At 52.9% G+C, this 23,464-nt stretch carries 28 protein-coding genes; 5 read left to right on the forward strand and 23 right to left on the reverse strand.

Translation table 11 applies throughout. The features are described 5' to 3' along the window. Nucleotides 1-25 precede the first annotated feature (25 nt). From atpG to NK662_RS05135, 19 genes are all read right to left on the reverse strand, one after another. Nucleotides 26-883 (reverse strand): ATP synthase F1 subunit gamma, encoded by an 858-nt coding sequence (gene atpG, locus NK662_RS05045; protein WP_254757812.1) that lies wholly within the window; start codon nt 881-883, stop codon nt 26-28. Nucleotides 884-968: 85 nt separating this feature from the next. Further along, entirely contained in the window at nt 969-2,477 is a 1,509-nt protein-coding gene (gene atpA / locus NK662_RS05050; RefSeq protein ID WP_254757813.1) for a F0F1 ATP synthase subunit alpha, read from the reverse strand. 11 nt (nt 2,478-2,488) lie between these two features. After that, a complete protein-coding gene (locus tag NK662_RS05055) occupies nt 2,489-3,031 on the reverse strand; it encodes a F0F1 ATP synthase subunit delta (RefSeq protein WP_254757814.1) in 543 nt (180 codons plus the stop codon). Continuing rightward, the gene (gene atpF / locus NK662_RS05060; protein ID WP_368736055.1) at nt 3,028-3,528 is read right to left on the reverse strand and encodes a F0F1 ATP synthase subunit B; all 501 of its coding nucleotides are present in this window, start codon (nt 3,526-3,528) and stop codon (nt 3,028-3,030) included. The genes NK662_RS05055 and atpF overlap by 4 nt, the downstream gene beginning before the upstream one ends. A 108-nt stretch (nt 3,529-3,636) precedes the next feature. Next, on the reverse strand, nt 3,637-3,855 hold the full coding sequence (gene atpE, locus NK662_RS05065) for a F0F1 ATP synthase subunit C (RefSeq protein WP_254758035.1): 219 nt from the start codon (nt 3,853-3,855) through the stop codon (nt 3,637-3,639). A 45-nt stretch (nt 3,856-3,900) separates the two neighbouring features. Further along, nucleotides 3,901-4,623: a F0F1 ATP synthase subunit A gene (gene atpB / locus NK662_RS05070; RefSeq protein ID WP_254757815.1), complete on the reverse strand. Its 723-nt coding sequence runs from the start codon at nt 4,621-4,623 to the stop codon at nt 3,901-3,903. 7 nt (nt 4,624-4,630) lie between these two features. Further along, entirely contained in the window at nt 4,631-5,029 is a 399-nt protein-coding gene (locus NK662_RS05075) for an ATP synthase subunit I (RefSeq protein WP_254757816.1), read from the reverse strand. Next, nucleotides 5,029-5,211, reverse strand: coding sequence for an AtpZ/AtpI family protein (locus NK662_RS05080; RefSeq protein WP_438503592.1), 183 nt, complete (start codon nt 5,209-5,211; stop codon nt 5,029-5,031). The genes NK662_RS05075 and NK662_RS05080 overlap by 1 nt, the downstream gene beginning before the upstream one ends. Nucleotides 5,212-5,521: 310 nt before the next feature. Then, nucleotides 5,522-7,696, reverse strand: coding sequence for a S8 family serine peptidase (locus tag NK662_RS23545; protein WP_279663643.1), 2,175 nt, complete (start codon nt 7,694-7,696; stop codon nt 5,522-5,524). 52 nt (nt 7,697-7,748) lie between these two features. After that, nucleotides 7,749-8,213 carry an NUDIX hydrolase gene (locus tag NK662_RS05090; protein ID WP_254757818.1) on the reverse strand — a complete coding sequence of 155 codons (465 nt, stop codon included), beginning with the start codon at nt 8,211-8,213 and terminating at the stop codon, nt 7,749-7,751. 56 nt (nt 8,214-8,269) lie between these two features. Beyond that, nucleotides 8,270-8,899 carry a uracil phosphoribosyltransferase gene (gene upp, locus NK662_RS05095; protein WP_254757819.1) on the reverse strand — a complete coding sequence of 210 codons (630 nt, stop codon included), beginning with the start codon at nt 8,897-8,899 and terminating at the stop codon, nt 8,270-8,272. Nucleotides 8,900-8,970: 71 nt separating this feature from the next. Next, nucleotides 8,971-9,507 (reverse strand): PadR family transcriptional regulator, encoded by a 537-nt coding sequence (locus NK662_RS05100; RefSeq protein WP_254757820.1) that lies wholly within the window; start codon nt 9,505-9,507, stop codon nt 8,971-8,973. A 71-nt stretch (nt 9,508-9,578) separates the two neighbouring features. After that, nucleotides 9,579-10,178: an L-2-amino-thiazoline-4-carboxylic acid hydrolase gene (locus NK662_RS05105; protein WP_254757821.1), complete on the reverse strand. Its 600-nt coding sequence runs from the start codon at nt 10,176-10,178 to the stop codon at nt 9,579-9,581. Nucleotides 10,179-10,238: 60 nt separating this feature from the next. Then, nucleotides 10,239-10,454: a YunG family protein gene (locus NK662_RS24310; RefSeq protein ID WP_438503588.1), complete on the reverse strand. Its 216-nt coding sequence runs from the start codon at nt 10,452-10,454 to the stop codon at nt 10,239-10,241. A 378-nt stretch (nt 10,455-10,832) separates the two neighbouring features. Further along, complete coding sequence (gene glyA, locus NK662_RS05115) at nt 10,833-12,074, reverse strand: serine hydroxymethyltransferase (RefSeq protein ID WP_254757823.1); 1,242 nt, start codon at nt 12,072-12,074, stop codon at nt 10,833-10,835. Between the two features lie 241 nt (nt 12,075-12,315). Beyond that, nucleotides 12,316-12,888 (reverse strand): TIGR01440 family protein, encoded by a 573-nt coding sequence (locus NK662_RS05120; RefSeq protein WP_254757824.1) that lies wholly within the window; start codon nt 12,886-12,888, stop codon nt 12,316-12,318. 105 nt (nt 12,889-12,993) lie between these two features. Beyond that, nucleotides 12,994-13,437: a ribose 5-phosphate isomerase B gene (gene rpiB / locus NK662_RS05125; protein ID WP_254757825.1), complete on the reverse strand. Its 444-nt coding sequence runs from the start codon at nt 13,435-13,437 to the stop codon at nt 12,994-12,996. Nucleotides 13,438-13,486: 49 nt separating this feature from the next. Continuing rightward, nucleotides 13,487-13,939 (reverse strand): low molecular weight protein arginine phosphatase, encoded by a 453-nt coding sequence (locus NK662_RS05130; RefSeq protein WP_254757826.1) that lies wholly within the window; start codon nt 13,937-13,939, stop codon nt 13,487-13,489. A gap of 245 nt (nt 13,940-14,184) precedes the next feature. Next, nucleotides 14,185-15,294: an NADH-dependent flavin oxidoreductase gene (locus NK662_RS05135; RefSeq protein ID WP_254757827.1), complete on the reverse strand. Its 1,110-nt coding sequence runs from the start codon at nt 15,292-15,294 to the stop codon at nt 14,185-14,187. Nucleotides 15,295-15,511: 217 nt separating this feature from the next. On the opposite strand from NK662_RS05135, the gene NK662_RS05140 reads away from it, so the two are divergent. From NK662_RS05140 to NK662_RS05150, 3 genes are read left to right on the forward strand one after another with little or no spacing between them, the layout of a single operon-like run. Further along, nucleotides 15,512-15,895 (forward strand): DoxX family protein, encoded by a 384-nt coding sequence (locus NK662_RS05140; protein WP_254757828.1) that lies wholly within the window; start codon nt 15,512-15,514, stop codon nt 15,893-15,895. A 44-nt stretch (nt 15,896-15,939) separates the two neighbouring features. Next, nucleotides 15,940-16,887, forward strand: coding sequence for a ring-cleaving dioxygenase (locus NK662_RS05145; protein ID WP_254757829.1), 948 nt, complete (start codon nt 15,940-15,942; stop codon nt 16,885-16,887). Further along, on the forward strand, nt 16,884-17,498 hold the full coding sequence (locus NK662_RS05150; RefSeq protein WP_254757830.1) for an alpha/beta hydrolase: 615 nt from the start codon (nt 16,884-16,886) through the stop codon (nt 17,496-17,498). The genes NK662_RS05145 and NK662_RS05150 overlap by 4 nt, the downstream gene beginning before the upstream one ends. A gap of 18 nt (nt 17,499-17,516) precedes the next feature. On the opposite strand, the gene NK662_RS05155 is transcribed toward NK662_RS05150, so the two are convergent. Next, on the reverse strand, nt 17,517-18,431 hold the full coding sequence (locus NK662_RS05155) for a lysozyme inhibitor LprI family protein (RefSeq protein ID WP_254757831.1): 915 nt from the start codon (nt 18,429-18,431) through the stop codon (nt 17,517-17,519). A gap of 141 nt (nt 18,432-18,572) precedes the next feature. Here NK662_RS05155 and NK662_RS05160 point away from each other — a divergent pair, with 141 nt between their 5' ends. Next, nucleotides 18,573-18,998 (forward strand): VOC family protein, encoded by a 426-nt coding sequence (locus NK662_RS05160; RefSeq protein ID WP_254757832.1) that lies wholly within the window; start codon nt 18,573-18,575, stop codon nt 18,996-18,998. Between the two features lie 81 nt (nt 18,999-19,079). Here NK662_RS05160 and NK662_RS05165 read toward each other — a convergent pair whose 3' ends face one another. The 3 genes from NK662_RS05165 to NK662_RS05175 are packed head-to-tail and all read right to left on the reverse strand — an operon-like array spanning nt 19,080 to nt 21,621. Continuing rightward, on the reverse strand, nt 19,080-19,595 hold the full coding sequence (locus NK662_RS05165) for a 2'-5' RNA ligase family protein (protein ID WP_254757833.1): 516 nt from the start codon (nt 19,593-19,595) through the stop codon (nt 19,080-19,082). Nucleotides 19,596-19,600: 5 nt separating this feature from the next. Next, nucleotides 19,601-20,356 (reverse strand): NUDIX domain-containing protein, encoded by a 756-nt coding sequence (locus tag NK662_RS05170; protein WP_254757834.1) that lies wholly within the window; start codon nt 20,354-20,356, stop codon nt 19,601-19,603. Beyond that, nucleotides 20,353-21,621: an MDR family MFS transporter gene (locus NK662_RS05175; protein ID WP_254757835.1), complete on the reverse strand. Its 1,269-nt coding sequence runs from the start codon at nt 21,619-21,621 to the stop codon at nt 20,353-20,355. The genes NK662_RS05170 and NK662_RS05175 overlap by 4 nt, the downstream gene beginning before the upstream one ends. Before the next feature lie 95 nt (nt 21,622-21,716). On the opposite strand from NK662_RS05175, the gene NK662_RS05180 reads away from it, so the two are divergent. Beyond that, on the forward strand, nt 21,717-23,450 hold the full coding sequence (locus tag NK662_RS05180) for an SgrR family transcriptional regulator (RefSeq protein WP_254757836.1): 1,734 nt from the start codon (nt 21,717-21,719) through the stop codon (nt 23,448-23,450). Nucleotides 23,451-23,464 lie beyond the last annotated feature (14 nt).

Genomic DNA, 23,464 nt, shown 5'->3' on the forward strand with positions numbered 1-23,464 from the left:
AGCTGCCAAGAGGCAGTTCATGCCATTATAGTGCTGAAGCACCGGCCACGATTTCGGTGATTTCCTGCGTAATCGCTGCCTGACGTGCACGGTTGTAAGAAAGTGTAAGCGTGTCGATGACCTCTTGCGCGTTGTCTGTCGCATTTTTCATGGCTGTCATACGCGCTGCGTGCTCGCTTGCTTTACCGTCCAGCAGAGCACCGTATACCAAGCTTTCCGCATACTGTGGAAGCAAGACATTCAGAATCGCCTCTTCAGATGGCTCAAACTCGTACATTGTTGTTGCTTTTCCAGCAGCCACATCCGTAATCGGAAGCACCTTCGTCTCCGTTACTTCCTGCTGGATTTTGTTGATGAAGTGGTTGTAGTACATATACAGTTCATCGAACGCGCCATCTGCAAACATGGAAACTGCACGGGAGGCAATATCCTTGATGTCCGCAAATGCCGGCTGATCGGAAAGACCGGTAATCTCATCGATCACGTTGAACTTGCGGCGCTTCAGATAGTCACGTCCCACTTTACCAATTACGATAACCGCATACTGATTCGGGTCAGCGTTATGGCGCTCCTGAATCGTTTTGCTTACCGCACGGAGGACGTTGCTGTTATAAGCACCTGCCAATCCACGGTCAGAGGTAATAACAATATAGCCCGTACGCTTCACAGGACGGGATGTCAGCATCGGATGGTTTACACCCTTGCTGCCGCTTGCGATGCTTCCGACTACCTCTTGAATTTTTGCCATGTACGGAACGAAGGATTTCGCGCTTTGCTCAGCACGGTTCAGCTTTGCAGCGGATACCATCTCCATCGCCTTTGTAATCTGGCTTGTTTTCTTCGTGGAGCCAATCTTTGTTTTAATATCGCGTAAAGATGCCACAGGTTCTCACCACCTTGTATTCGAAAGTAGGCATGATGAGAAGAGAATAGACTGAACTACTCTCTTCCCCGCAATGTTTCGTCTATTATTCAGACACTACGAATGTCTTTTTGAAGTCGTTCACTGCGCCAGTCATGACTGCATCGTCAAGCAGCTGGCGTTTTGTGCGGATTTCGTCCAGCACTTCTGCACGGTTTGCATCCATCCAGTCGAATAGTTCGCCTTCGAAGCGGCGAACGTCGCCTACTGGGATATCATCCAACAGACCGCGAGTCAATGCGTACAGAATCACAACTTGCTTTTCAACCTTAAGCGGCTTGTGCAGGTCCTGCTTCAGTACTTCTACTGTGCGGGCACCGCGGTTCAGCTTCGCTTGTGTTGCTTTGTCCAGGTCGGAACCGAACGCTGCGAATGCTTCCAATTCACGGAAGGAAGCCAGGTCCAGACGAAGTGTACCGGATACCTTGCTCATCGCCTTGATCTGCGCTGCGCCACCTACACGGGATACGGATGTACCTGCATCGATTGCAGGACGTACGCCGGAGAAGAACAGGTCAGATTGCAAGAAGATCTGGCCGTCTGTGATAGAGATAACGTTCGTTGGGATATAAGCAGATACGTCACCCGCTTGCGTCTCGATGAACGGAAGTGCTGTCAGGGAGCCTGCGCCCTTTGCGTCGCTCAGCTTCGCTGCGCGCTCAAGCAAACGGGAGTGCAAGTAGAATACGTCACCAGGGTATGCTTCACGGCCTGGAGGACGGCGAAGCAGCAAGGAAAGTTCACGGTATGCTGCTGCTTGCTTGGACAGGTCATCATACACTACAAGCACGTGCTTGCCGTTGTACATGAACTCTTCGCCCATTGTTACGCCTGTGTAAGGAGCCAGGTACAGAAGCGGTGCCGGCTGGGAAGCAGACGCTGTTACTACGATTGTATATTCAAGTGCGCCAAACTTACGAAGTGTTTCAACTACGTTACGTACAGTGGACTCTTTCTGTCCGATTGCAACGTAGATACAAATCATATCTTGGTCTTTTTGGTTCAGGATTGTGTCGATCGCAACCGCTGTTTTACCAGTCTGGCGGTCACCGATGATCAGCTCACGCTGGCCGCGGCCGATTGGTACAAGAGCGTCGATCGCTTTGATACCTGTTTGCAGCGGCTCGTGAACGGATTTACGATCCATTACGCCAGGAGCCGGGCTCTCGATTGGACGAGTTTTTGTTGTGTTGATTGGACCAAGGCCGTCAACAGGCTGTCCAAGCGGATTTACAACGCGGCCAATCATCTCAGGACCTACTGGAACCTGCATGATACGGCCTGTACGGCGTACTTCGTCACCTTCACGGATGCCTGTGTAAGGTCCGAGGATAACGATACCTACGTTGTTTTCTTCCAAGTTTTGCGCCAGTCCCATAACGCCGTTGGAGAATTCTACTAGTTCTCCGGACATTACGTTATCAAGACCATGAGCACGTGCAATACCGTCACCAACCTGGATAACTGTACCCACATCACTTACTTCGATCTCAGACTGATAGTTCTCGATCTGTTGCTTTATCAGTGCGCTAATTTCTTCAGCTCTGATGCTCATGCGTTTCACCCCTATCTATTGTTCAAAAGTTCGCGCTGAATGCGTGCCAGCTTGCCTTGCAGGCTTCCGTCATAAATGCGGTTGCCGATGCGGACTTTTACGCCGCCAAGTAAATCAGTATCTATTACGTTCTTAATGCGGATTGCATCTTTGCCGGCGCGCTTCGCGAATACTTCCGCCAAAGCAGCCTTCTCGTCTTCTGTCAGCGGACGGACAGAGTACACGATCGCATCTGCAACATTGCGCTCTTCGTTCGCAAGGGCGAAATATTCATCAGCGAGGCTTGTAATGATGCTCTCACGCTTATTGTCAATTAATAGGAACAATGTATTCAAGATTGGTTGGGATACAGAAGCAAATGCCTGGCCGACCAAGCTCTTCTTCTGTTCCTTGGAGATATTGGGCTGTGCGAGGAATGTGTTCAATGTCTGGTTGGACGTGAACACCTCTTGCACTGCTTTCAGATCTTCTTCGAACGTTTCAAGCATGTGCTTTTCTTTCGCCAGCTTGAAAAGAGCGACTGCGTAACGCTTTGCTACAATATCCATGCTCATCGTACTTCGCCTACTTCTTTAATGTAGTCGCGGATGAGGCTTGCCTGGTCTTCTTCCTTCAGTTCCTTCTGAATTACCTTGGAAGCAATTTGCAAGGAAAGAGTCGCAACTTGTGCCTGCAATGCAGAGATTGCCTGCTCCTTCTCGCGCTGGATTTCCTTCACAGCGGATTCCTTGATGGATTCGGCTTCTGCTTTCGCAGCGGCGACAATGCCTTCTCTTTGATCTTCAGCTTGCTTCTTTGCTCTCTCGATCAATTCTTGCGCTTCCACGCGGGATTGCTTGATGAATGCGCGCTGCTCTTCCGCAAGCTTCTTTGCTTCCGCGTTGTTTCTTTCAGCGGCTTCGATTTCGTTTGCAATATGCTCTTCACGCTGCTTCATCATGCCCATCAGCGGACCGAACGCGTACTTGCGAAGCAGGGCCAACAGGATAATAAACATCACTAATTGAAACACAATATTGCCGTATGCAATTTCTCCTAATAGCACAAGGATTCACTCCCTTCAAAAATCTAGTCTCCGATTATACAAAAACTCTGTTCATAAACGAATGGCGAAGAAGGCTGCACACGATCTTCGCCATTGCTGTAAGGGAAAGAGCCCTTATTTGTTTAGTACGATGAACGCGATAACTACCGCGATGATTGGAAGTGCTTCTACCAACGCAACACCGATGAACATGATTGTTTGAAGAACACCGCGAAGTTCCGGTTGACGGGCAGTGCCCTCAACTGTACGAGATACGATCAAACCGTTACCAATACCAGCACCCAGTGCCGCCAAACCAATTGCAATTGCAGCTGCGATTAAACCCATTTTAATAGTCCTCCCTCATATTTAGAAAAGTAGTTTTTACTAAAATTATTATTAATGGTCGTCACTGACTTTGTGAGCCATGTAAACCATTGTTAACATAGTGAAAATAAACGCTTGGATACCGCCAACGAAAATACTGAAGCCCTGCCAGGCCAGCATTGGAAGTGCCGCGCCAAGAGCGCCGCCGACTCCGCTTGCTCCAAGGCCTGCAAGCAAGCCCAACAAAATTTCACCCGCATAAATGTTACCGAATAGACGAAGACCGAGCGTCAGCGTGTTCGCGAACTCCTCTATGATCTTCAACGGGAACAAGAAAGACATTGGCTGGAAATAGCCTTTCACATATCCGCTTGTACCCTTCATCTTAATACCATAATAATGGGTGAGGGCAACTACCATCACGGCTAATGTTAAAGTAATAGTCGGGTCTGACGTCGGAGATTTCCACCATGTCAGGTGACCTTCTTCACCGTGTGTTCCGACCATGAACGGAAGACCGAGCATGTTAGACACAAAGATGTACATCAGTAAGGTCATGCCGAATGTGAGGAAGCGTCCTCCTGTTTGCCAGTCCATTGTACTGTTGATGATTCCTTTTACGAAATCAACCACCCACTCCATGATGTTCTGCATGCCTGTCGGGCGCAGCGCCAATGTACGCGTTGCTGCTACTGCAAGCACAAACACAATGATGGATGAGATTGTAGTCATCAGCACGGTGGACACATCAAATGTCAAGAAGCCAAATAACGTAATCATCTTACCGTGTTCCACTAGTAATTCACCTCTCTTCCCTGCGATTAATGTACTGTAAATAGAAAAAATCTATGATCATGACAAGCTGACCTGTCATCAATCCAATGCCAAGCCCCCATAATTCAATGAGGTGTTCGTACCGCACTGCAAAAATGATAAGTAAACCGATGATTGCCAGACGCGGGTATGTGCTGACAGCTGAGGCCTTCAAGCGGACCTTTGTGTCTCCCTTCACGACTCTGTCGAGCAGCTTGTCCGTCCTGCGCGCAACAAGGCGCAAGCTGAAAAAGCTCACAGTCGCACCCAGAAAGAGTCCGAGAAAGACCCGTTGGTACGGTGTAAAGCCCCAGCCTACGACAAACACTGCCAGGAGATAGTACATGTATTTCTTCTGTCTCTGGACGAGTTCGTTCATGCTGATCATTACTGTTCTCCTGATTCAAAATGTCGAATGAGCCGAATCATGGTGTAGGTGCCTGAACCCAGGCCGAGCAAAAGCCCGATTATGAGAAATAAAGGAAATGTGCCAAGCTTGCTGTCAATCCATTTGCCCAAGAAGATTCCAACGAGAATGGAACCGACCAACTGGGAAAGAATGCCTGTCATTAGGGCATAAGCCCGCATCGGGTTACGTTGTTTCCCCTGCAAATGTTATCCCTCCAAACAACGGATGGCGAGGAGTGTATGCAGAATATACAGTGTGATGTGCAAATTAGGTACTTTTGCGGAGTATGGCATAGACAGATAAGGAATGTTACCTCGCAGTTTGAAAATATGACAAAAAATGTAACTGAAAGCCCTACCATCTATCCCTTAGTTAGCATACAATAGTGTATTAAAAAGTGTCAACGACTAATGCGAAAAAAAGCGAAAAATTTCGTCATAAGAATTGAACATTTTGAAATGAAAGCATTACCTATTCCAATTTAATAGTTGTTTCGATGGTGTCCTCCTTTTTCCCCTTTCTCACAAAAACAAGTGCCTTATAGGTCCCGTGCAGGAAATGCTTTGCCAATATAGTTTGCCTTTTCATGCCGCTTGTCACATTTTGACGGTAATCCAGGAAGTCCACATACTGAAAAGTGGCCGGATCATACAGCACAATCCCCATTTCATCCGCCCCGCCCGGTACATAGATCGCATATTTATACAATCCAGGCTGACTCCCCTTGCCAAACTGGAAGCCCATGATTCTTGGATAATTCGGTTCTTCCACAAAAAATAAGTATGGCAGCTGAATCGTTCGATGATAATCCCGCACCTGCATATACCCTTCATGAATCCCGCTTTTTAAAAACGATGGATTCAGGATTGCTTGTATGTTCACATGCTTCTTTTCATGGGGACCCATATACAATGTATGCGGCATATGCCACTGTATGCCCCGTTCCGCCGGCGGCTGGGAAAAGACGTATGCTTGCGGCTTATTTGTCTGGTTGTCTACCGTAACAGTCAGCTCCCGCACCGTATGGCTGTCCTTTTTATGGACGAGCCCAAGCGGCAAGGAGGCCGGATACACGAGCGAGCTTGGCTGCAATGCCTCCGTCAGCTGGATGCGCCCCGCCCCCTGTTCATAGATGTGATACGGCTTTCTTCCTATATATAGAGTTTTTGCTGTATTCATGAGTGCGGCTTTGATTTGCTCCGGCCCCCAGTCCGGATGCGCCTGCTTCAGCAAGGCTGCGGCCCCGGCCACATGCGGTGCCGCCATGCTTGTTCCCTGCATGGAAAGATAGCCGCCCGGCACCGTGCTGTGAATGCTCACCCCCGGGGCGACCACATCCGGCTTGATTTCCCAGGTTGAGATGACGGGTCCGCGCGAGCTGAAGGAAGCAATCGTATCTGCCTCTTCCCGGAACGTAAAACGCAGGAACGAATCCTTCTGCTGCCGCAGCCACAGCCCCTCCTCCCTGGAGATGCCGGCCACCGGAATGAAAGCGCCTTCCGCGCTTCCGGAAAATGCGCCTGGTTCATTGTTATAGATAACAACAGCACGCGCTCCCGCCTTCTCGGCATTGCGCACTTTGTCTGCAAACGGCAGTTCCCCGCGCTCCAGCAACGCCACTTTGCCACGGACATCCCGCAATTCTTCCGGCTTGCCGAGCCCGCCGAAGGCCCAGCGCTCCGCCCCCGGCATGCTCCAATCCGCACTGCCCTCCAGCGGTGTAAGCTTCAGTTCCCGGCCCTGCAAGGTTAAGCAGGGAATGCGAAGACGCGGGGAAGAAGCACCGACTGAAATGGCTTTTGAAGCTGTTCCCGGAGATCCGACAGACCAAATGTCCGGGCCTGAATTGCCGGAAGCCACTACAGAGAGCACGCCTTTCTCAGCGGCCCTGTTCAGCGCCACGCTTGTCGGCCAGTCCGGTCCATTAATTTCATTTCCCAGGGAAAGATTCACCACATCCACCCTGTCCCGCACAGCCCGTTCGATGGCCGCCAGTACAGTTTCGGTGGAGCCGGAGCCGCCCGGACCGAGAGCGCGGTAGGCATAAATGCGCGCACCGGGTGCAACTCCCTGCATTTTACCGTTGGCCGCAATAATCCCGGCCACATGTGTTCCGTGCTGCGTGGGCCCGACACTGACCGACTCCATCGGGTCATGGTCACGGTCCACCGTGTCATAGCCGCCGGCATAGCTTCGCCGCAGGTCCGGATGCTGGTAATCAATGCCTGTATCAATAACGCCAACCTTTACACCGCTGCCCATGAGGCGGCGCCCTTTTGCATCAAAGTAGCCGCGCGCCTCTGTCCCGCCAATGAAAGGAATGCTCTCTGCCTCGGGGTTGTACACAGATACCGGTGTGATTCTTTGCACCCCCGGCAGCTGCTCCAGCCGGCGCAAATCATATCTCTTCCCTTTTACACTGAGGCCGCACAGCGTCGTTTCATACACCTGCCGCACCACAATGCCGGGAAACTTTTGTCGAATAGTAGCTTGCACCTGTCGAAGCTGTGCCGGAGCCACCTCGACAATAACAATTTCCTGTTCATTCTCATAATCTGCCGGAAGAGCGGGATGCTCCGGAAATCTCATAGCCTGCACATCTACTGCCAGAAGGAAACAACCTAAGAATGTCAGAGCACGAAGCATGGCTCATGCCTCCCTGTTTTTCCTTAGTCTGTCCTTCCTTTCCTTTTATATCCTATTTAATGAATGGAGCGTTCTCTGCATGGGCCAGATCTGCGAAAGCCTGCTTCTGTGCGGGCCAGACGGACGGCAGCCGGTCGAGCGGGAAAAATTTGAGCTCGAGAGATTCGCCGTCACGGGCATGCAGGATTCCTTCATACTCCCGGCAAATGAACATGATCTTAATTAATGCCACTTCATCCCCGTTCGGCAGCACCCGCTCGTGCTCCGGCCCGGAATAGATGCCGAGCAGCTCCAGCCGGCCGAGACGGAGCCCGGTTTCTTCAAAGATCTCGCGGCGGGCTGTTTCCGCAACGGTCTCTCCCAGCTCCATGAATCCGCCCGGGTGCCCCCATTCCTGATTATCCGCACGCTGCTGCAGCAAGACACGGTTTTCCCCATCCATCACAAAGACTCCGGCCACCGGCATGATGACCTTGCTGTGGCCTACCATACTTCGTAAATATGAAATGTAATCCAAGACAGCTCTCCCCTTTCCCATACAAAAAGGACCATACATGATGGTCCTCTCTCACCTTATTTTGTGCCAAACAGACGGTCGCCCGCATCGCCAAGACCCGGCACGATGTAGCCATGGTCGTTCAGCTTCTCGTCCAGCGCCGCCACATAAATGTCCACGTCAGGGTGCGCCTTCTGCACGAACTCCACACCCTCAGGCGCAGCAATGATGCAAAGCAGACGGATATTCTTCGCACCGCGCTTTTTCAGGGAAGCAATGGCTTCAGCAGCAGAACCGCCTGTCGCAAGCATTGGGTCCAGAACAAAGAAGTCACGCTCTTCAATATCGCTTGGCAGCTTCGCATAGTATTCAACCGGCTGCAGCGTTTCCGGATCGCGGTACAGACCGATATGCCCCACCTTCGCAGCTGGAATCAATTTCAGGATGCCATCGACCATGCCAAGGCCGGCGCGCAGAATGGGAATCAAGCCAAGCTTCTTGCCGGACAATACCTTTGTCTTTGCCACAGCCACCGGCGTCTCTGTTTCAATTTCCTCCAGCGGCAGATCGCGCGTGACTTCAAACGCCATCAGGCTCGCAACCTCGTCCACAAGCTCGCGGAATTCCTTGGTGCCGGTATTCTTATCGCGGATGTATGTAAGCTTATGCTGAATTAATGGGTGGTCAAATACGAACAATTTACTCATTGGGCATTGCTCCTTTTCCATAATGGACTCTAAAACACTATTTCTGATTGTATAGAAAATGGGGACAAGATTCAAGTGTCTGTCCCCGGCTCCAGCAGGATTTGCTGCAGAAAGTCAATCTGCAGGTCATATTGCTGCAGCATATTCTGTACCGTCAGCTCCATCATGCGGTTGGGCGGCATGTGTTCCGCCTTCATGCGGAAGCCTGCTTCCAGCGCTTCCCGCTGCTGTATGAGCGCCTGCAGCTGCTCCTGCAATGCCTCCTCAATCCCCTCAGCCTCCGGCGACATGTACAGCAGGGACAAGCCTGTATACAAGCCGACAGGCAAATGCACGGAAGGCGTCCGGAATGACTCTACCAGCAGTCTGCCGTATTCCTCCCGACCCGCCTCTGTAATTTCATAAATCGCTTTGGACCGGTGTCCGGTCGTCTCGACCGAAGCGACTCTGACCAGGCCCTCTCCATCCATCTTTTTCAAAGCATGATAGATAGAGCCCGGCAGGATCCCTGCCCAGCGGTCTGTTGCACTTGTTTGCAGCAGCTGCTGCATTTCATAGCCGGACATCGGCTTCATCCGCAGCAGCCCCAGCACCATTAAACGTGTCATCGTCCCCACCTCAACCTTATATACTCAACATTGACTATTATAATAAAAACAGGCTGAGGCTGTAAAGCCCGTTATAGCTTCTCAAACTCAAAAAAGCAATGCGCATCTCCCTTTGACAGCAGCTGCGGCCGGCGGAAGCTGACTCCATGCTTCCCACTCTTCAGCAGGACGCCCCACACATCATCCATCGCGCAAAACAAAGGCATCACCTCAAGAGCCTGGTTTGAACGGAAAAAGCTGAAGAAGAAGCATTTTTTGATATGAAGATGATAGCTGCGACCTGTGTCTTTCACAATCTCATGGGTAAAATGCTCCTTGCCGTAATGCTTCACCTGCTTTGTTTTCGAAATCCAGACGATGCGCCGAAACGGGCTGCGGTCGATCAGCAGGTACAGCTTCATCCAGAGCTGCTGCTGCTTGCGTGTGCGCTCAATCAGGCTGTAGCGGAGAATGTCCTCCCAGTCGGCAACTCCCCTTTCACGCATGACCTGAAAGGATGCCAGCACCAGCGAGGCAAACATCAGATTGAAGGCGGTCGGGCGGTCTGTGGCCCAATGCTGGTTCTCCTCGCGGATGCGCGGATACCTGCTTTGCATCTCCTTCAGCATGCCCGCCTCCACCTTCTTGCTCATCCCTTTCCAGTACTGTCGTTCAATGAATCCTTCCAACATACAACCCCCCTTTAGTCAACGTTACATAATCAACGTTGACTATTTAATGAAGAAAATATATCATGGTTTCCCCTTCCTGTAAATACCATTTTTATCTTTTTTAGCCGTGGGGGGAACGGGATGATAGCCAACAGTCCGAAGCGGCCCTGATTGGAGACTGTTTTTCAAATAAGTATATTGCTGTTCGTTCGTATCCGCAAAAGCTTCTGCGCGATTCGATGGTGTGTCTGTGCAGTGCACTTCTCCGGCAAATTGGGAGTTGGTAAAATCGTCCAAGATGCTGTAAAAGTGCCATCTGTCATCATTTTCGCGATAGGTCCGCCGACAAGGAGAATGAGCATGTGAAGATAGATGAAGGTATACGTTAAGGTGCTGAACAAAAAGGTACGATAGGTCAGAACCGAAATTCCAACCAAGACAATGCCCAACGAGGTTTCCTGCAAATCAGAATGCTTTTCCTACAATTCAAATTGCTTTTCCTACAATTCAAATTGCTTTTCCTACAATTCACCACCACTTTCCCACAATTGGGCGGCTTTTCCTACAATTCAAATTGCTTTTCCTACAATTCAGTTGACGTTTCCTACAATTCGCCGCCTCTTTCCCGCAAATCAGAAAAGGGATGACCCACTTGGAGTCATCCCTCTGCTGTTCTTACAGCTCCGGATAGAGAGTGAATTTCGCTGTCAGGGCGCTGACGCGTGCTTCCGCTTCCTTCAGGGCTGCTTCGTTGTCATGGTTTTTCAATGTGTAAGCGATGATGGACGCAATCTCATCCATGTCTTCGAGACCAAAGCCGCGGGATGTCACAGCCGCCGTGCCGATGCGGACGCCGCTTGTGACGAACGGGCTTGCCGGGTCAAATGGAATCGTGTTTTTGTTCACTGTAATGCCGACTTCATCCAGCACGTGCTCCGCCACTTTGCCTGTGAGGTTCAGGTTGCGCACGTCGATCAGCACCAGGTGGTTGTCAGTGCCGCCGGATACGAGCGTCAAGCCTTCCTTCTGCAGGCCTTCTGCCAAACGCTGCGCATTGCTTACGATGCTTTGCGCGTATTCCTTGAAGCTGTCCTGCAGCGCTTCGCCGAAGGATACCGCCTTCGCTGCGATGACGTGCATCAGCGGGCCGCCCTGGATGCCAGGGAAGATGGACTTGTCGATGGCTTTGCCGAATTCTTCCTTGCAGAGAATCATGCCGCCGCGAGGTCCGCGCAGTGTTTTATGAGTAGTTGTTGTGACAAAGTGGGCATGAGGAACTGGGCTTGGATGCAGGCCAGCTGCGACCAGGCCGGCAATGTGGGCCATATCGACCATCAGGTATGCGCCAACTTCATCTGCAATTTCACGGAACTTCGCAAAGTCAATTTCACGCGGGTAAGCACTTGCGCCTGCCACGATCATCTTCGGCTTGTGCTCCAATGCCTTTTGGCGCACATCTTCATAGTTGATGCGGTGCGTTTCTTGGTCCACACCATACTCCACGAAGTTGTACTGCACGCCGCTGAAGTTCACCGGGCTGCCGTGCGTCAGGTGGCCGCCATGGGACAGGTTCATCCCCAGCACGGTATCGCCTGGCTTCAGCACAGTGAAATAGACTGCCATGTTCGCTTGGGCACCGGAGTGAGGCTGTACGTTCACGTGCTCAGCGCCGAAGATTTCCTTCGCGCGGTCGCGTGCGATATCCTCAGCCACGTCCACGTGCTCGCAGCCGCCATAGTAGCGCTTGCCCGGGTAGCCTTCCGCGTATTTGTTTGTCAAAACAGACCCTTGTGCTTCCATTACCGCTTGGCTGACAAAGTTCTCGGAGGCAATCAGCTCAATTTTATCGCGCTGTCTGCCGAGCTCTGCCTGAATCGCTTCAAATACTTTTACGTCCTGCTGCTTCAAATGCTCCATGAAAATCCCCCTTCTTTGTCCAAAACTATGCTTTTATCCATAAAACACGAAAATTAAACATACCGTTCCAGGTAACATTCATGTTTTTGTCAATTTTATTCTAACATGAATGTATGGGGACGTGAAAGCAAGAAAAATCGTCACGAGGGAGGCTTTTCCTTAAAATAGCACACAGCGAAAGCCGGAGGACAATAAATCGTTTCCAAACACAAAACAAAAAAGACCATCGCAGGATGGTCGATTATTGACAAGAAACGGTTTCTTTTTTCGTCGCATATACAGCCCGCGCGCCGCCGATCAGCTTCGGGCGCGTGGTTGCCATCGTCATGTGCGCTTCTCCGATTTGCTTCACCTTCGTGCGGACCGGGACAGCCACATGCTTCAGGTGCATGCCGATGAAGGTGTCGCCAATATCCATGCCGGCATCCGCCTTGATGAACTCCACCACAACCGCATCCTTCATATTATGGTACGCATAGGTTGCCAGCGCGCCGCCCGCAGACCGCACCGGCGTTACCGTTACAAGCTCCAGGTTATATTTCTCAGCTGTCTCCCGCTCCACTACAAGAGCCCGGTTCAGGTGCTCACAGCACTGAAATGCCAACGCAAGGCCATGCTGCCCTTGAAACGCTTCCAGCTCTCTAAAAATCGCTTCAGCAACCTCCATGGTACCGGATGTGCCGATTCTCTCGCCAATGACCTCGCTTGTGCTGCAGCCCACCACAAAGATTTTGCCTGCCGCCAATGACGTTTGCTCCTGAAAATCGGAAAGGGCCTCACGCATGTGCTCCTTCAGCTTTTGTACATCATCCATTACGATTCTTCCTTTCGCAGGGTTGATCCATTCATTATATCATGCCTGTATTACGCTAAAAAGTAAGATTTGTCCCTCTTTTTCCTACAGAGAGCGGCAAAATTCTTACTCCGCTTCGTAGGTTTTGATCTTGCCGATCCGTGTTTCATGGCGTCCGCCGGCAAATTCCGTTGTCAGCCATACCCGTGCTACCTCACGCGCCAAGCCAGGTCCGATGACACGCTCGCCCATTGCCAGCATATTGCTGTCGTTGTGCTCGCGCGTTGCTTTGGCGCTGAACGTATCATGCACCAACGCACAGCGGATGCCCTTGACTTTGTTCGCTGCAATGCTCATGCCGATGCCTGTGCCACAAATCAGAATGCCCTTGTCCGCTTCGCCTCTTGCCACCATTTCCGCTGCCGGGAATGCAAAGTCAGGATAGTCCACAGAGCCGGCCTCACAGTTGCAGCCAAGGTCTGTGTACTGGATGCCCATCTCGTCCAACAGTTCTGTAATCTCCCGGCGAATATTGATGCCGCCATGGTCGGATGCCACTACTACCTTCATCGTATCTTCCTCCCTGTATTGTATCCAACTCTACATTATACACGAAACATTATAGCGATTGCTGTTCGTCCTCAAGTTTTTTCACGAGCTGTCCCACAAGCCGCACAAGCTCATCCAGCGTGCGCTGATACCTTGTCAGGGAACCGCCGTACGGATCAGCTACATCCTCTTCGCTTTCCCCGGCATACTCGTACAGGGTGAACACCTTATCGGCCGCTCCCGGGAAGGATTGCATCACAATTTCCTTATGGCCTCGTGTCATAGTAAGGACAAGATCCGCCCACTTGATCAGCTCTTCGGTCAGCTGCCGGGAGGTATGATTGATGTCTATGCTCTGCTCGGCCAGTGCGCTTTTCGCATGCTGGGAAGCATCGCTGCCCACCGCCGCGAACACCCCTGCCGATTTCACTTCAAACCGGCCCTTGCTTTGATGCCGGAGCACCGCCTCGGCCATCGGGCTGCGGCACGTATTGCCTGTACAAACGAATAAAATGTTTTTCACGCACTCTCACTCCTTAGTATGGGACAATGCCGCCCACTTCTTACCTCTATCATACCGCACACATTTGCTTCCATCCACTTCCGCAGCCGTGAAAAAAGCGGTGGATTCCCGGCAGTCAGACAGGGTTTCCCACAAATCAGAGCGACCTTCCTACAATTCATTTTGTGTTTCCTGCAATTGGGCGCTATGTCCGTGCACATGGACATAAAAAAGGATGACCCTTATGCAGGTCATCCCCTTTTGCTTTAGTCTACAACCGGGAACCAGCCCGGCGAATTGATGATGGCACCCCACAGATAATTCGGGATGACCAGCTCTTCCTTGCTTTGCTTGGACAGCGTGGTGCGGATTTCGGACTCACGGCCTTCCTGCACGAGCTGCACCCACTTCGGCTCCATGATGAGCTCGCGGCCCAGGGCCACAAGCGGGACTCCCGTCTCCAGCACCTTCACGGCATCCTCCGGCGTGTGCACGGACCCGACGCCAATCACAGGGATGCGGCTGCCGACACGCTCTTGAATCAGCAGCGTGCGCGAACGAGTGTCCTCATCCCGCATGGATCCTGCCCAGAAGTCTTGCGTGGATACATGGATGTAGTCCAGGTCCTGGCCAGCCAGCAGGTCTACAAGCTGCAGGGTGTCCTCCATCGTGATGCCTGGATTCTCGCGCTCCTCAGGGGACAGACGGTACCCGACTACGAAAGGCCCCTTCGCATGGGCGGCAACCGCAGCTTTTACAGACGCCACAACTGCCAGCGGGAACGCCGTGCGCTCGCCCCATTTGTCTGTACGGCGGTTGGAATGCGGGGAGAAGAATTGCTGAATCAGGTACGTGTTCGCACCGTGAATTTCCACACCATCGTAGCCCGCTTCGATGGCGCGTCTTGTCGCATCGCCGAAGGCTTTTACGATATTCTCCACTTCCTCGGCAGTCAGCTCGCGTGGTGTGACAGCTCCTTCACGCTCCGGTGCAACCGCGCTGGCGCTGACCGGCTGGTTATCGAGCAGCTCCTCAGGCGGCGCCATGCGTCCCGCGTGGAAGATTTGCAGGATGGCTTTCGCACCTTCGCCCTGGATGGTCTCCGCCAGCTGGCGCAGGCTTGGGATAAACTCGTCAGTGTCTGCGGCAAACTCGCCGTGGAAGCCCTTGCCGTCACGCGTTACGTATGTACACGCTGTAATGACGGCCCCTACACCGCCGGCGCGCTCCTTGTAGTACGCCAGCTCTTCTTCTGATACTGTGCCATACTCATTGGAAGCGAAGTTTGTCATTGGCGCCATCAGGACGCGATTTTTCAGCTCTACGCCTGAGCGAAGCGCAAACGGCTGGAACAGGGATGCAAATGTTTCATTCATGTTCATTCCTCCTTATCAACTCTAATATGTGCCGCTGCCGCTTGAAACAATCCATACTTTTCTATAGCAGCTTTACAAACAAAAGTATATGGCATATCAGACCTCACGTAAAATAAGTTGATTACATACTTTTATATTAACTTTACAAAAGTAAGTAATAAGTGTATCATAACTAACATAAAGTAAGTTGATAACATTTATAAGGAGGATGAATTTGATGAGTTGGGGACTTTTACTCATTCGTTTGGTAGTAGGGATTACATTTATGGGGCATGGCGCACAGAAGCTGTTCGGCTGGTTTGGCGGCTATGGCTTAAAGGGAACAGGCGGCTGGCTTGATTCCATCGGCGTAAAACCGGGTGTGGCCATGGCCTTCATCGCAGGGGCGGCTGAGCTTGTCGGAGGATTTTTGTTCGCTGCAGGCATTCTGACATGGGTTGGCTCGATTCTGCTGGCCGCTACAATGCTCGTTGCCATTGCAAAGGTGCATGCGCCGAACGGCTATTGGGTCACGCAAAACGGCTCTGAGTACAATGTGGTTTTAATTGCTGTTGTCATCGGCGTTGCATTGATTGGTCCAGGCGCGTATACTTTATTATAAATAATTATCTCGAATTCAAGATATCTGAGTGAGGTGTACAATCCATGAAGCACACGACCGGCATTCATCATATTTCCGCCATTGTCGGCCATCCGCAGGAGAACATCGACTTCTATGCCGGTGTGCTCGGACTGCGCTTATTGAAAAAAACGGTCAATTTCGACGACCCGGGCACGTATCATTTGTATTTCGGCAATGAACAGGGCAGCCCTGGCACGATCATGACCTTCTTCCCGTGGCCTGATGCCCGGCCCGGCCGCATCGGCTCCGGGCAGGTCGGCGTCACCACCTTTGTCATCCCGCCAGGCTCCCTTTCCTTCTGGGAAGGGCGTCTGGCAAAGTTTGACGTCCATTATGAAAAGCAGGTGCGCTTCGGCGAGACTTCGCTGCATTTTGCGGATCCGCATGGGTTGCTGCTGGAGCTGACAGAACGCGGGGAAGGCCCGGACAGCAAGTGGTCCTTCGGCGGCGTCCCTGCCCGGCATGCCATTAAGGGCTTCGGCGGCGCCATCCTGTTCAGCGCGGCACCGGACAAGACAGCCCATGTCCTCGAGAACGTCATGGGACTCGCCCGCTTCGGCGCGGAGGGAGACTTCATCCGCTTCCGGGCCAACGGTGACCTCGGACAGATCATCGACTTGAAGCAGACGCCGCTGCCCATGGGACGCATGGGGGCAGGCGTAGTCCATCATATTGCCTGGCGGGCGGATGACTACAACGACCACGAAGCGTGGCGCGAGCGCGTTGGACAGGCGGGCTACCACGTTACGCCGGTCATCGACCGGCAATATTTCAATGCGATTTATTTCCGCGAGTATGGGGGCATCCTATTTGAGATTGCAACTGACCCGCCGGGCTTCCTGCGTGATGAATCCTTTGACGAGCTTGGGTCGAAGCTATTACTGCCGCCTTGGCTGGAGCCAAAGCGGACGGAGATTGAAGACATCCTGGTGCCGGCAGAGGTGCGGGTGTTGGAGGAGGATAAAGCATGATTCACATTTTTCAAAAAGGAACGAATCTCAGCGCGCCCGTGCTGCTGCTGCTGCATGGCACAGGCGGGACTGAGCATGACCTGCTGCCATTGGGGCAGCTGATTTCCCCGGAATCCAGCGTGCTGAGCGTGCGCGGAAATGTTCTGGAAAATGGCATGTCGCGCTTCTTCCGCCGTCTTGCGGAAGGCGTATTTGATGAGGAGGATTTGGTGTTCCGCACTGGCGAGCTGTCCAATTTCCTCGACCGGGCAGCGGCCCAATACGAGTTTGACCGCCGGAATATTGTCGCTGTCGGCTATTCCAACGGCGCCAATATTGCCGCCAGCCTGCTGTTCCACTATGAGGACGCCCTAAGAGGCGCCATCCTGCACCACCCGATGGTGCCGCGCCGCGGCATCGAATTGCCTCCGCAACGGGAGCTTCCGGTGTTCATCAGCGCCGGCCACAATGACCCCATCTGTCCGGCACAGGAGACATTGGACCTCGAAGCCCTGCTGATCGGGGCGGGCGCCCATGTGCATACTCATTGGGAATACCACGGCCATCAGCTGACCCGCAGTGAAGTGGATGCGGCAGCGGCTTGGTTTGGGAAGCAGTTCCTACACAAATAAGAGAGGCAGCCGCCTCTCTTATTTCATGTACAGCTCCACCAGACGATAGCACCGCTCTCTCGTCAGTCTCTCCAATGTAGAGAGATACTGAACACCTTCGAAGGTGCCGCCTTCAAACTCAGCCGACTCCTGTTTGGCTGTCGCATCCCGATATTTGATCCAGTCACGCTGTTCCCCTCTCAGCTGCTCCATTTCATTGGCCGGCAGCTGCTTCTTGAGCGCCCCGTATATATCATTCAGCAAAGCATCCCATTTCTGCCAAGCTGCAGATACAGTCTCTTTGATTTCCACAGTCGTCCTGTTCGGTGCATTGTTCGTCAGAGTTGTCACACTGCGTTCCACCTCTGTCAGCTTCTGATTGTATGTATTCTTGAGACTTGCCGCCTGCTGCTCAGCCTCCTGCTGCTTGCTCAGCTCCTGATTAATGGCCGTCTCCACCCCATCAATTTGGGATGTAAACGCAGCGACCGCATCCCCCATCGCCGCATTCTGCCTCAAGCTGCTGATAAGAGCGAGCGCTTCTGTATATTGCTTCTGCGCCTGCAGGCTCTTCAGCTTCTCGACTTGCGCCGCCACATCGGCTTGCTGCTTTTGATTTGTCTCCGCTGTTTTCATATATTCCTCTACAGCCTTTTTTACGTTTACCGGCAGGTCCTTCTCACCCTGCAGCTGCTTTGCGCTTGCCAGGGCATCCTCCCACTTCTTCTCCCCCATATAGCCCTTTACCTTGTTAAGCAAGGACAGCTCCTCATAGGATGCCTTGGCCTCCTTGTCCCCCGGCTTCTCCTTCAGCGCCAGTTCAAATGAGGCCATCGCTTTCTCATACTGCCCGTCAGCCAAAGCCAGCTTCCCCTGCTCCATCGCCTTATCATATGTACCATCGCCGCAGCCGACCAAAAGCCCCGCTGCCAAAAACACCGCCAATCGTTTCATAACTCCCCCACATTTCTGTTATAATTTCCCTCTCTAAGGCTATCATAAGTTCGAATGAATGAATAGTAGGATATGAGCTTGAAAAGGAACAAACGTTCTTATATAATAGGGGTAACAAAATTTTACATAAGAGGTGCCAAGATGATTACTGGAATGTATCCGTATTTGGTATTTGACGGCCGCGGGCAAGAGGCGGTCAAGTTTTACGAGCATGCACTGCATGCTGCTGTATTGGGAGTTAAGACCTTTGGCGATATGCCGCCGAACCCGAACAACCCGCTGCCCGAGGAAGCGAAGGGGCGCGTCCTGAATGCCCATCTGCAGGTGGGGGGACTGGACCTCATGCTGTCCGACACCTTCCCTGGGACTCCGTACCAGCTTGGCTCTCAGGTGACGATTGCCCTGACCTTCAGCGAGGCGGATGCTGCGAAGGCAGCCTTTGACAAGCTGCAGGAGGACGGACAGGTCCGGATGCCGTTTCAGGCAACCTTCTTCAGCCCAGGCTACGGCCAGCTGACAGACCAGTTCGGCATCACTTGGCAGATTTCCACGCAGCCTGCGGGCTGAACAAGCAAGAAGCCGGCACCTCATGAGGCCGGTTTCTTATTTCATGCTGTTTTCTCTTGGTTACTCCGCGCACTCTCTCAATCAAACCTGCAGCGGAATGTCACAAAGCAGCAGGTAAGCCGCCCCTTCTCGTTCCTGGCAATAGACCCTGACAAATTCCGCCTGAAACGCCGGATACGGCTGCAGCTCCTCAGCTGCCCTGCAGCCTATTTCCCGTAAGTCCACACCGTGCTTTGCCTGCGCAAGCGTCAGATGCGGCACGTATTGCTCCCGCTCAAAGTACTTCCCGATGAGCTCCTCCGGCGGGTTCACCGCCGCCACCAGCTGCCGGTGCAGATTATGGATTTCCGGCGCGTCCACGCCCAGATACAGCACCCTATTACCAAAATACTGCGGCGCACCGAGCGCGACCCGGAAGGCCGGGAACGCACGGCATACAGCCTCAACCCGCTCCAGCCAATCCCGCTCCGGCGCCAGGCCGCCCTGCGCTTTTACCGTAATATGCGGCAGGCTGTAGTCAGGGTGATACTGCCGCATAAATGAGATGATCCGTTCCTCCTGCTCTGCGTGCGGCACAATTCCGATAAAAAATTGCATGACACTCACCCCTTGCTGATACAAATGACTTCATACGGACGAAGCTGAAAAGCCTGGTACTGGAACGCACTTTCATGCATGGCATGCAAAATCCGCTCCAGCTGCTGCGGACGGGTGACACGTGCTCCCGCCTCTGCTTGCGGCACAAACTCCGCAGCCAGAATTTCCCCCTGCTGCGGACAGAGCGCCCCGCCGGACACCCGGGCATGGTACACCACGTTCAGGATGTTGCTGTTCAGGTTGTGGTACATCCCGCTCAGCTCCCGCACTTCAATTCTCAGGCCAGTCTCCTCAAACACCTCGCGCACTGCGGCGGTCTCCAGCGATTCCCCGAGCTCCGCCTGACCACCGGGCAGCTCCCAGGTGTCAGTGCGCCAGTTGGTCCTTACGAGCAGCACCTCTCCGGCATCGTTCGTAACACAGGCGGATACAGAGACAATTTGCTTCGGAAAGCCATACACACCGGTAGACTCCAAGAAATCCTCCCGTTTGTCTAAAATTACCCCGGCCAGCACATGCTTGTGCTGCTGCGCCAGCCCATGCAGTGGATCAAGCCGCACTGCAGCCTCAATCCGCTCATACTCCTCCAGAGATGCATATTCCCAAATGGCCGTCACCTCTGTCCGGTCCGCCGTTGCCCATCTTCCCACAAGGCGGGCTCCTTGCTTCAGCTGGTTCGGCAGCAGGAACGTGTGAAAGAAATCGTTAAAAGCCTCCAGCTTCTCAGGATTCACTTCATATATTCTTCTTCGGTAGATCATCGGCTTGCCTCCTGTCTATGCTCCACCGGTACAGCGTGCAACATGGAGCCCACTGAAATCTTGAAAAGGAGAATGCTGATCATCCCTAATAGGAGATATAACAGGCTCATGCCGTAGGAGCCGATCAGCGCCCCCACTGTCAGGCCGAGTGTACCCACCATTTTGGCAGTCTGGAACACGAGGCCGTTCACCGCCATATAGGAACCGCGGGAGTCCTCATCCACAATGTCAGCCAAAATGGACTGCCGCACCGGCACATACATCATTTCGCCGGCTGTCTGGAACAAGCCTGCAAATAAGAGAAGCATCCAAAGGTTTGCGGAGCCGTGGACCGCAAAGGCGCACGCTTGCATCGCGATGCCGATATAGAGCACCTTCTGGTCCGGGAAGCGCTCCATCCAGCGATTCATCAGCACGGTAAAGCATACAATCAGCATGGTATTTTCGGTCGTAATCCAGCTCAGCATGCGGATGCCGTCCAGGGTAAAGCTGTTCCCGCCCCACAGTGGGAAGGTGACCGTCTGGAACTCCTCGTGCAAGCGGACGCCAATGTAGGAGTTCATTTGAAATTCAAGCGACAGGATAAACACAGTTGCCAGCGAGAACAGCAGAAAACGGCGGTCCTTCATCACAACCCGGTAGTTGTCGAGCATATCGCGCCACACATTTTTCTTCTCCCGCTTGGGCTCGGCCTTGAATACCTCCGTCATATGAAACACCATGAGATACATTGTCAGCAGGGAAACCGCTGTCAAGCCGATGAACAGCTCCATCCGATGCGTCTTGAACAGAAGACCCCCAAGCAGCGCGCCAATCATAATGGACAGGTTGATCGCCCAGTAGTTTAAGCTGTACATGAATTTCCGCGTTTCCTTTGTGCTGACATCAATCAGCATCGCCTCGGCAGCCGGATTTGTCAGCCCGCCGCTGACGCCGTTCAGCATCATCATCCAGAACATCAGCCAGGCGGAGTCCACCTGCGGCAGGTTCGCCACAATCATGAAAGCAAAAGACAGGACCTGCACGGACTGCCCGGCAACCAGCACCTTTTTACGGCCGATCCGGTCTGTGACATAGCCGCCGTACAAGCTGGTAATGAACGTTGCCACCACGTTGAGGAACAGCAGCAGGCCCGCCGTGGATTTCCCCATTTTGTCAGCAAAATAGATGGCCATGAACGGGAAGACCATTGAGCCGACTGCCCTTGTTAAAAATGAAGTAATGATACGAATTTGAATGTTGCGGTGAAGCGAACGAAACATCATGAAACTCCCTCCCTCTTTTCCTCATTTTACCTATCAAAAGGGTAAGAAAAAGGGTAAACTTAAGAAAAGAATTTCCCCTTTTGGGAGGGTACTCTATGAGGCTATTAGATTATTACCTGCAGCTGCGGCTTGCCGATCCGGATCAGGAGCAGCTGCAGATCAGCATAAAGGAGCTGGCGGCGCAGCTTTGCTGTACGGGGAAGAATGCCAAGCTGGTGCTGAAGCGGATGGAAGAGGAGGGCTGGCTCGTATGGACACGGGGACGGGGGCGCGGAAATGTCTCGCAGCTGCAGTTTGTCAAACCGCTGGCCGTGGCGGCGGATGCCGCCTGGGAGCTGCTGATTGAACAGGGAAGGCTGGAGGAAGCGGCGGCTCTGCTGCGGGAGCCGTTTCCGCAGCAGATCAAAGAGCAGCTGGCCGGCAAGCTGCACAGCCTGTTTGGCTATCAATCCGGCAACGCCTCACGGGATGTGCTGCGCATTCCCATACGGCGCAAGCTCACCGAGCTGGACCCCGCCTCTGTATCCATTACGGCGGAAAGCCACCTGCTGCACCAAATCTTTGATACGCTCGTCCATTTTAATGAGAAACAAAAAACCATCCAGCCGCAGCTGGCCCATTATTGGCGGCAGGAGGATCATGGGACCGTCTGGACCTTCTTCCTGCGAAAGGGCGTCCGCTTTCATCACGGCCGGACACTGACTGCCCAGGATGTTGTCCATACCTTCCGGCGGCTGATGGACCCCGCTTTGCCGGTTGTGAACCGGTGGATGATAGATGAAATGCTTCATGTGGAAGCTGTGTCCCCGCTGCAGGTGACATTCCGTCTGCGCCGGCCGAACCGGTTGTTTCTGCATTTCTTGGCCACCTCCAATTGTGCTATTTTGCCGCAGGATGTGCCGTTTGCGGAAACAAGATTGATAGGGACCGGCCCTTTCATGATGAAGCATTATACCGGGCAGCTGCTTGTCCTGGAGGCATTTCCCGACTATTTCCGGGAACGGGCGCACCTGGACCGCATCGAACTGCTGCTGCTCCCTTCGGATGCCCTGTATGCATTTGACTATGAGCTGCCGGCGCAGACCGGCAGTGAGGCGCAGACCTATTGGATGGAGGAAATCGGCTGCCGGCATACTGCCTTCAACCTGAGAAAGCCCGGGCCTCTGCAGGATCTCCACTTTCGCCGGGCGCTGGCAGAGATCGTGGACGGTGAACTGCTCTGCCGGGAGCTGGGCGGCAGACGCACCGGCCCCGCACACAGCTTCTTCCCGGCCATCAGCCGCACCTGCCATGCATCTAAGTCACTGGAGGCAGCGAGGGAGCACCTGCGGCTCAGCTCCTATCAAGGAGAGACGATCCGTATCTCCCACTTGGGCTTTTCGGATGGCCTGGAGGATGTACTTTGGCTGCAGGAGCGCTGTATCAGAGTGGGCATTCAAGTGGAACTCCATCCCTTCACGCTCAGGGACTACTATCGGGAGGAATTATTTACCCAGACAGACCTGCTGCTGATGGGCGAGGTGTTCTCAACGGATACGGAGCTTTCTTTTATGCAAGTATTTCAGAATGACAGCTGCTTCATCTCCCGTTTCATGTCAGACGCCCATCGCAAGGAATTAAATCAATTGCTCGCCCCTTTGTTTGTGACAGATGATTTGGCAGAGCGGGAGCAGCTGATGCGCGGAATTGAACTGTTTCTGCAGCGGGAATATGTCATGCTGTTTAATTATCATGTCCGAAAGACACGCGTATTGCCGGATGCGCTGCACGGCGTCAACCTGAATGGCTTTGGCTGGGCCGATTTCCGGAGTCTTTGGATTGAGGCATAGCAGCAAACAGAAGC

This window comes from Ectobacillus ponti, assembly GCF_024294785.1.
Classification (GTDB): Bacteria; Bacillota; Bacilli; order Bacillales; family Bacillaceae_G; genus Ectobacillus; species Ectobacillus ponti.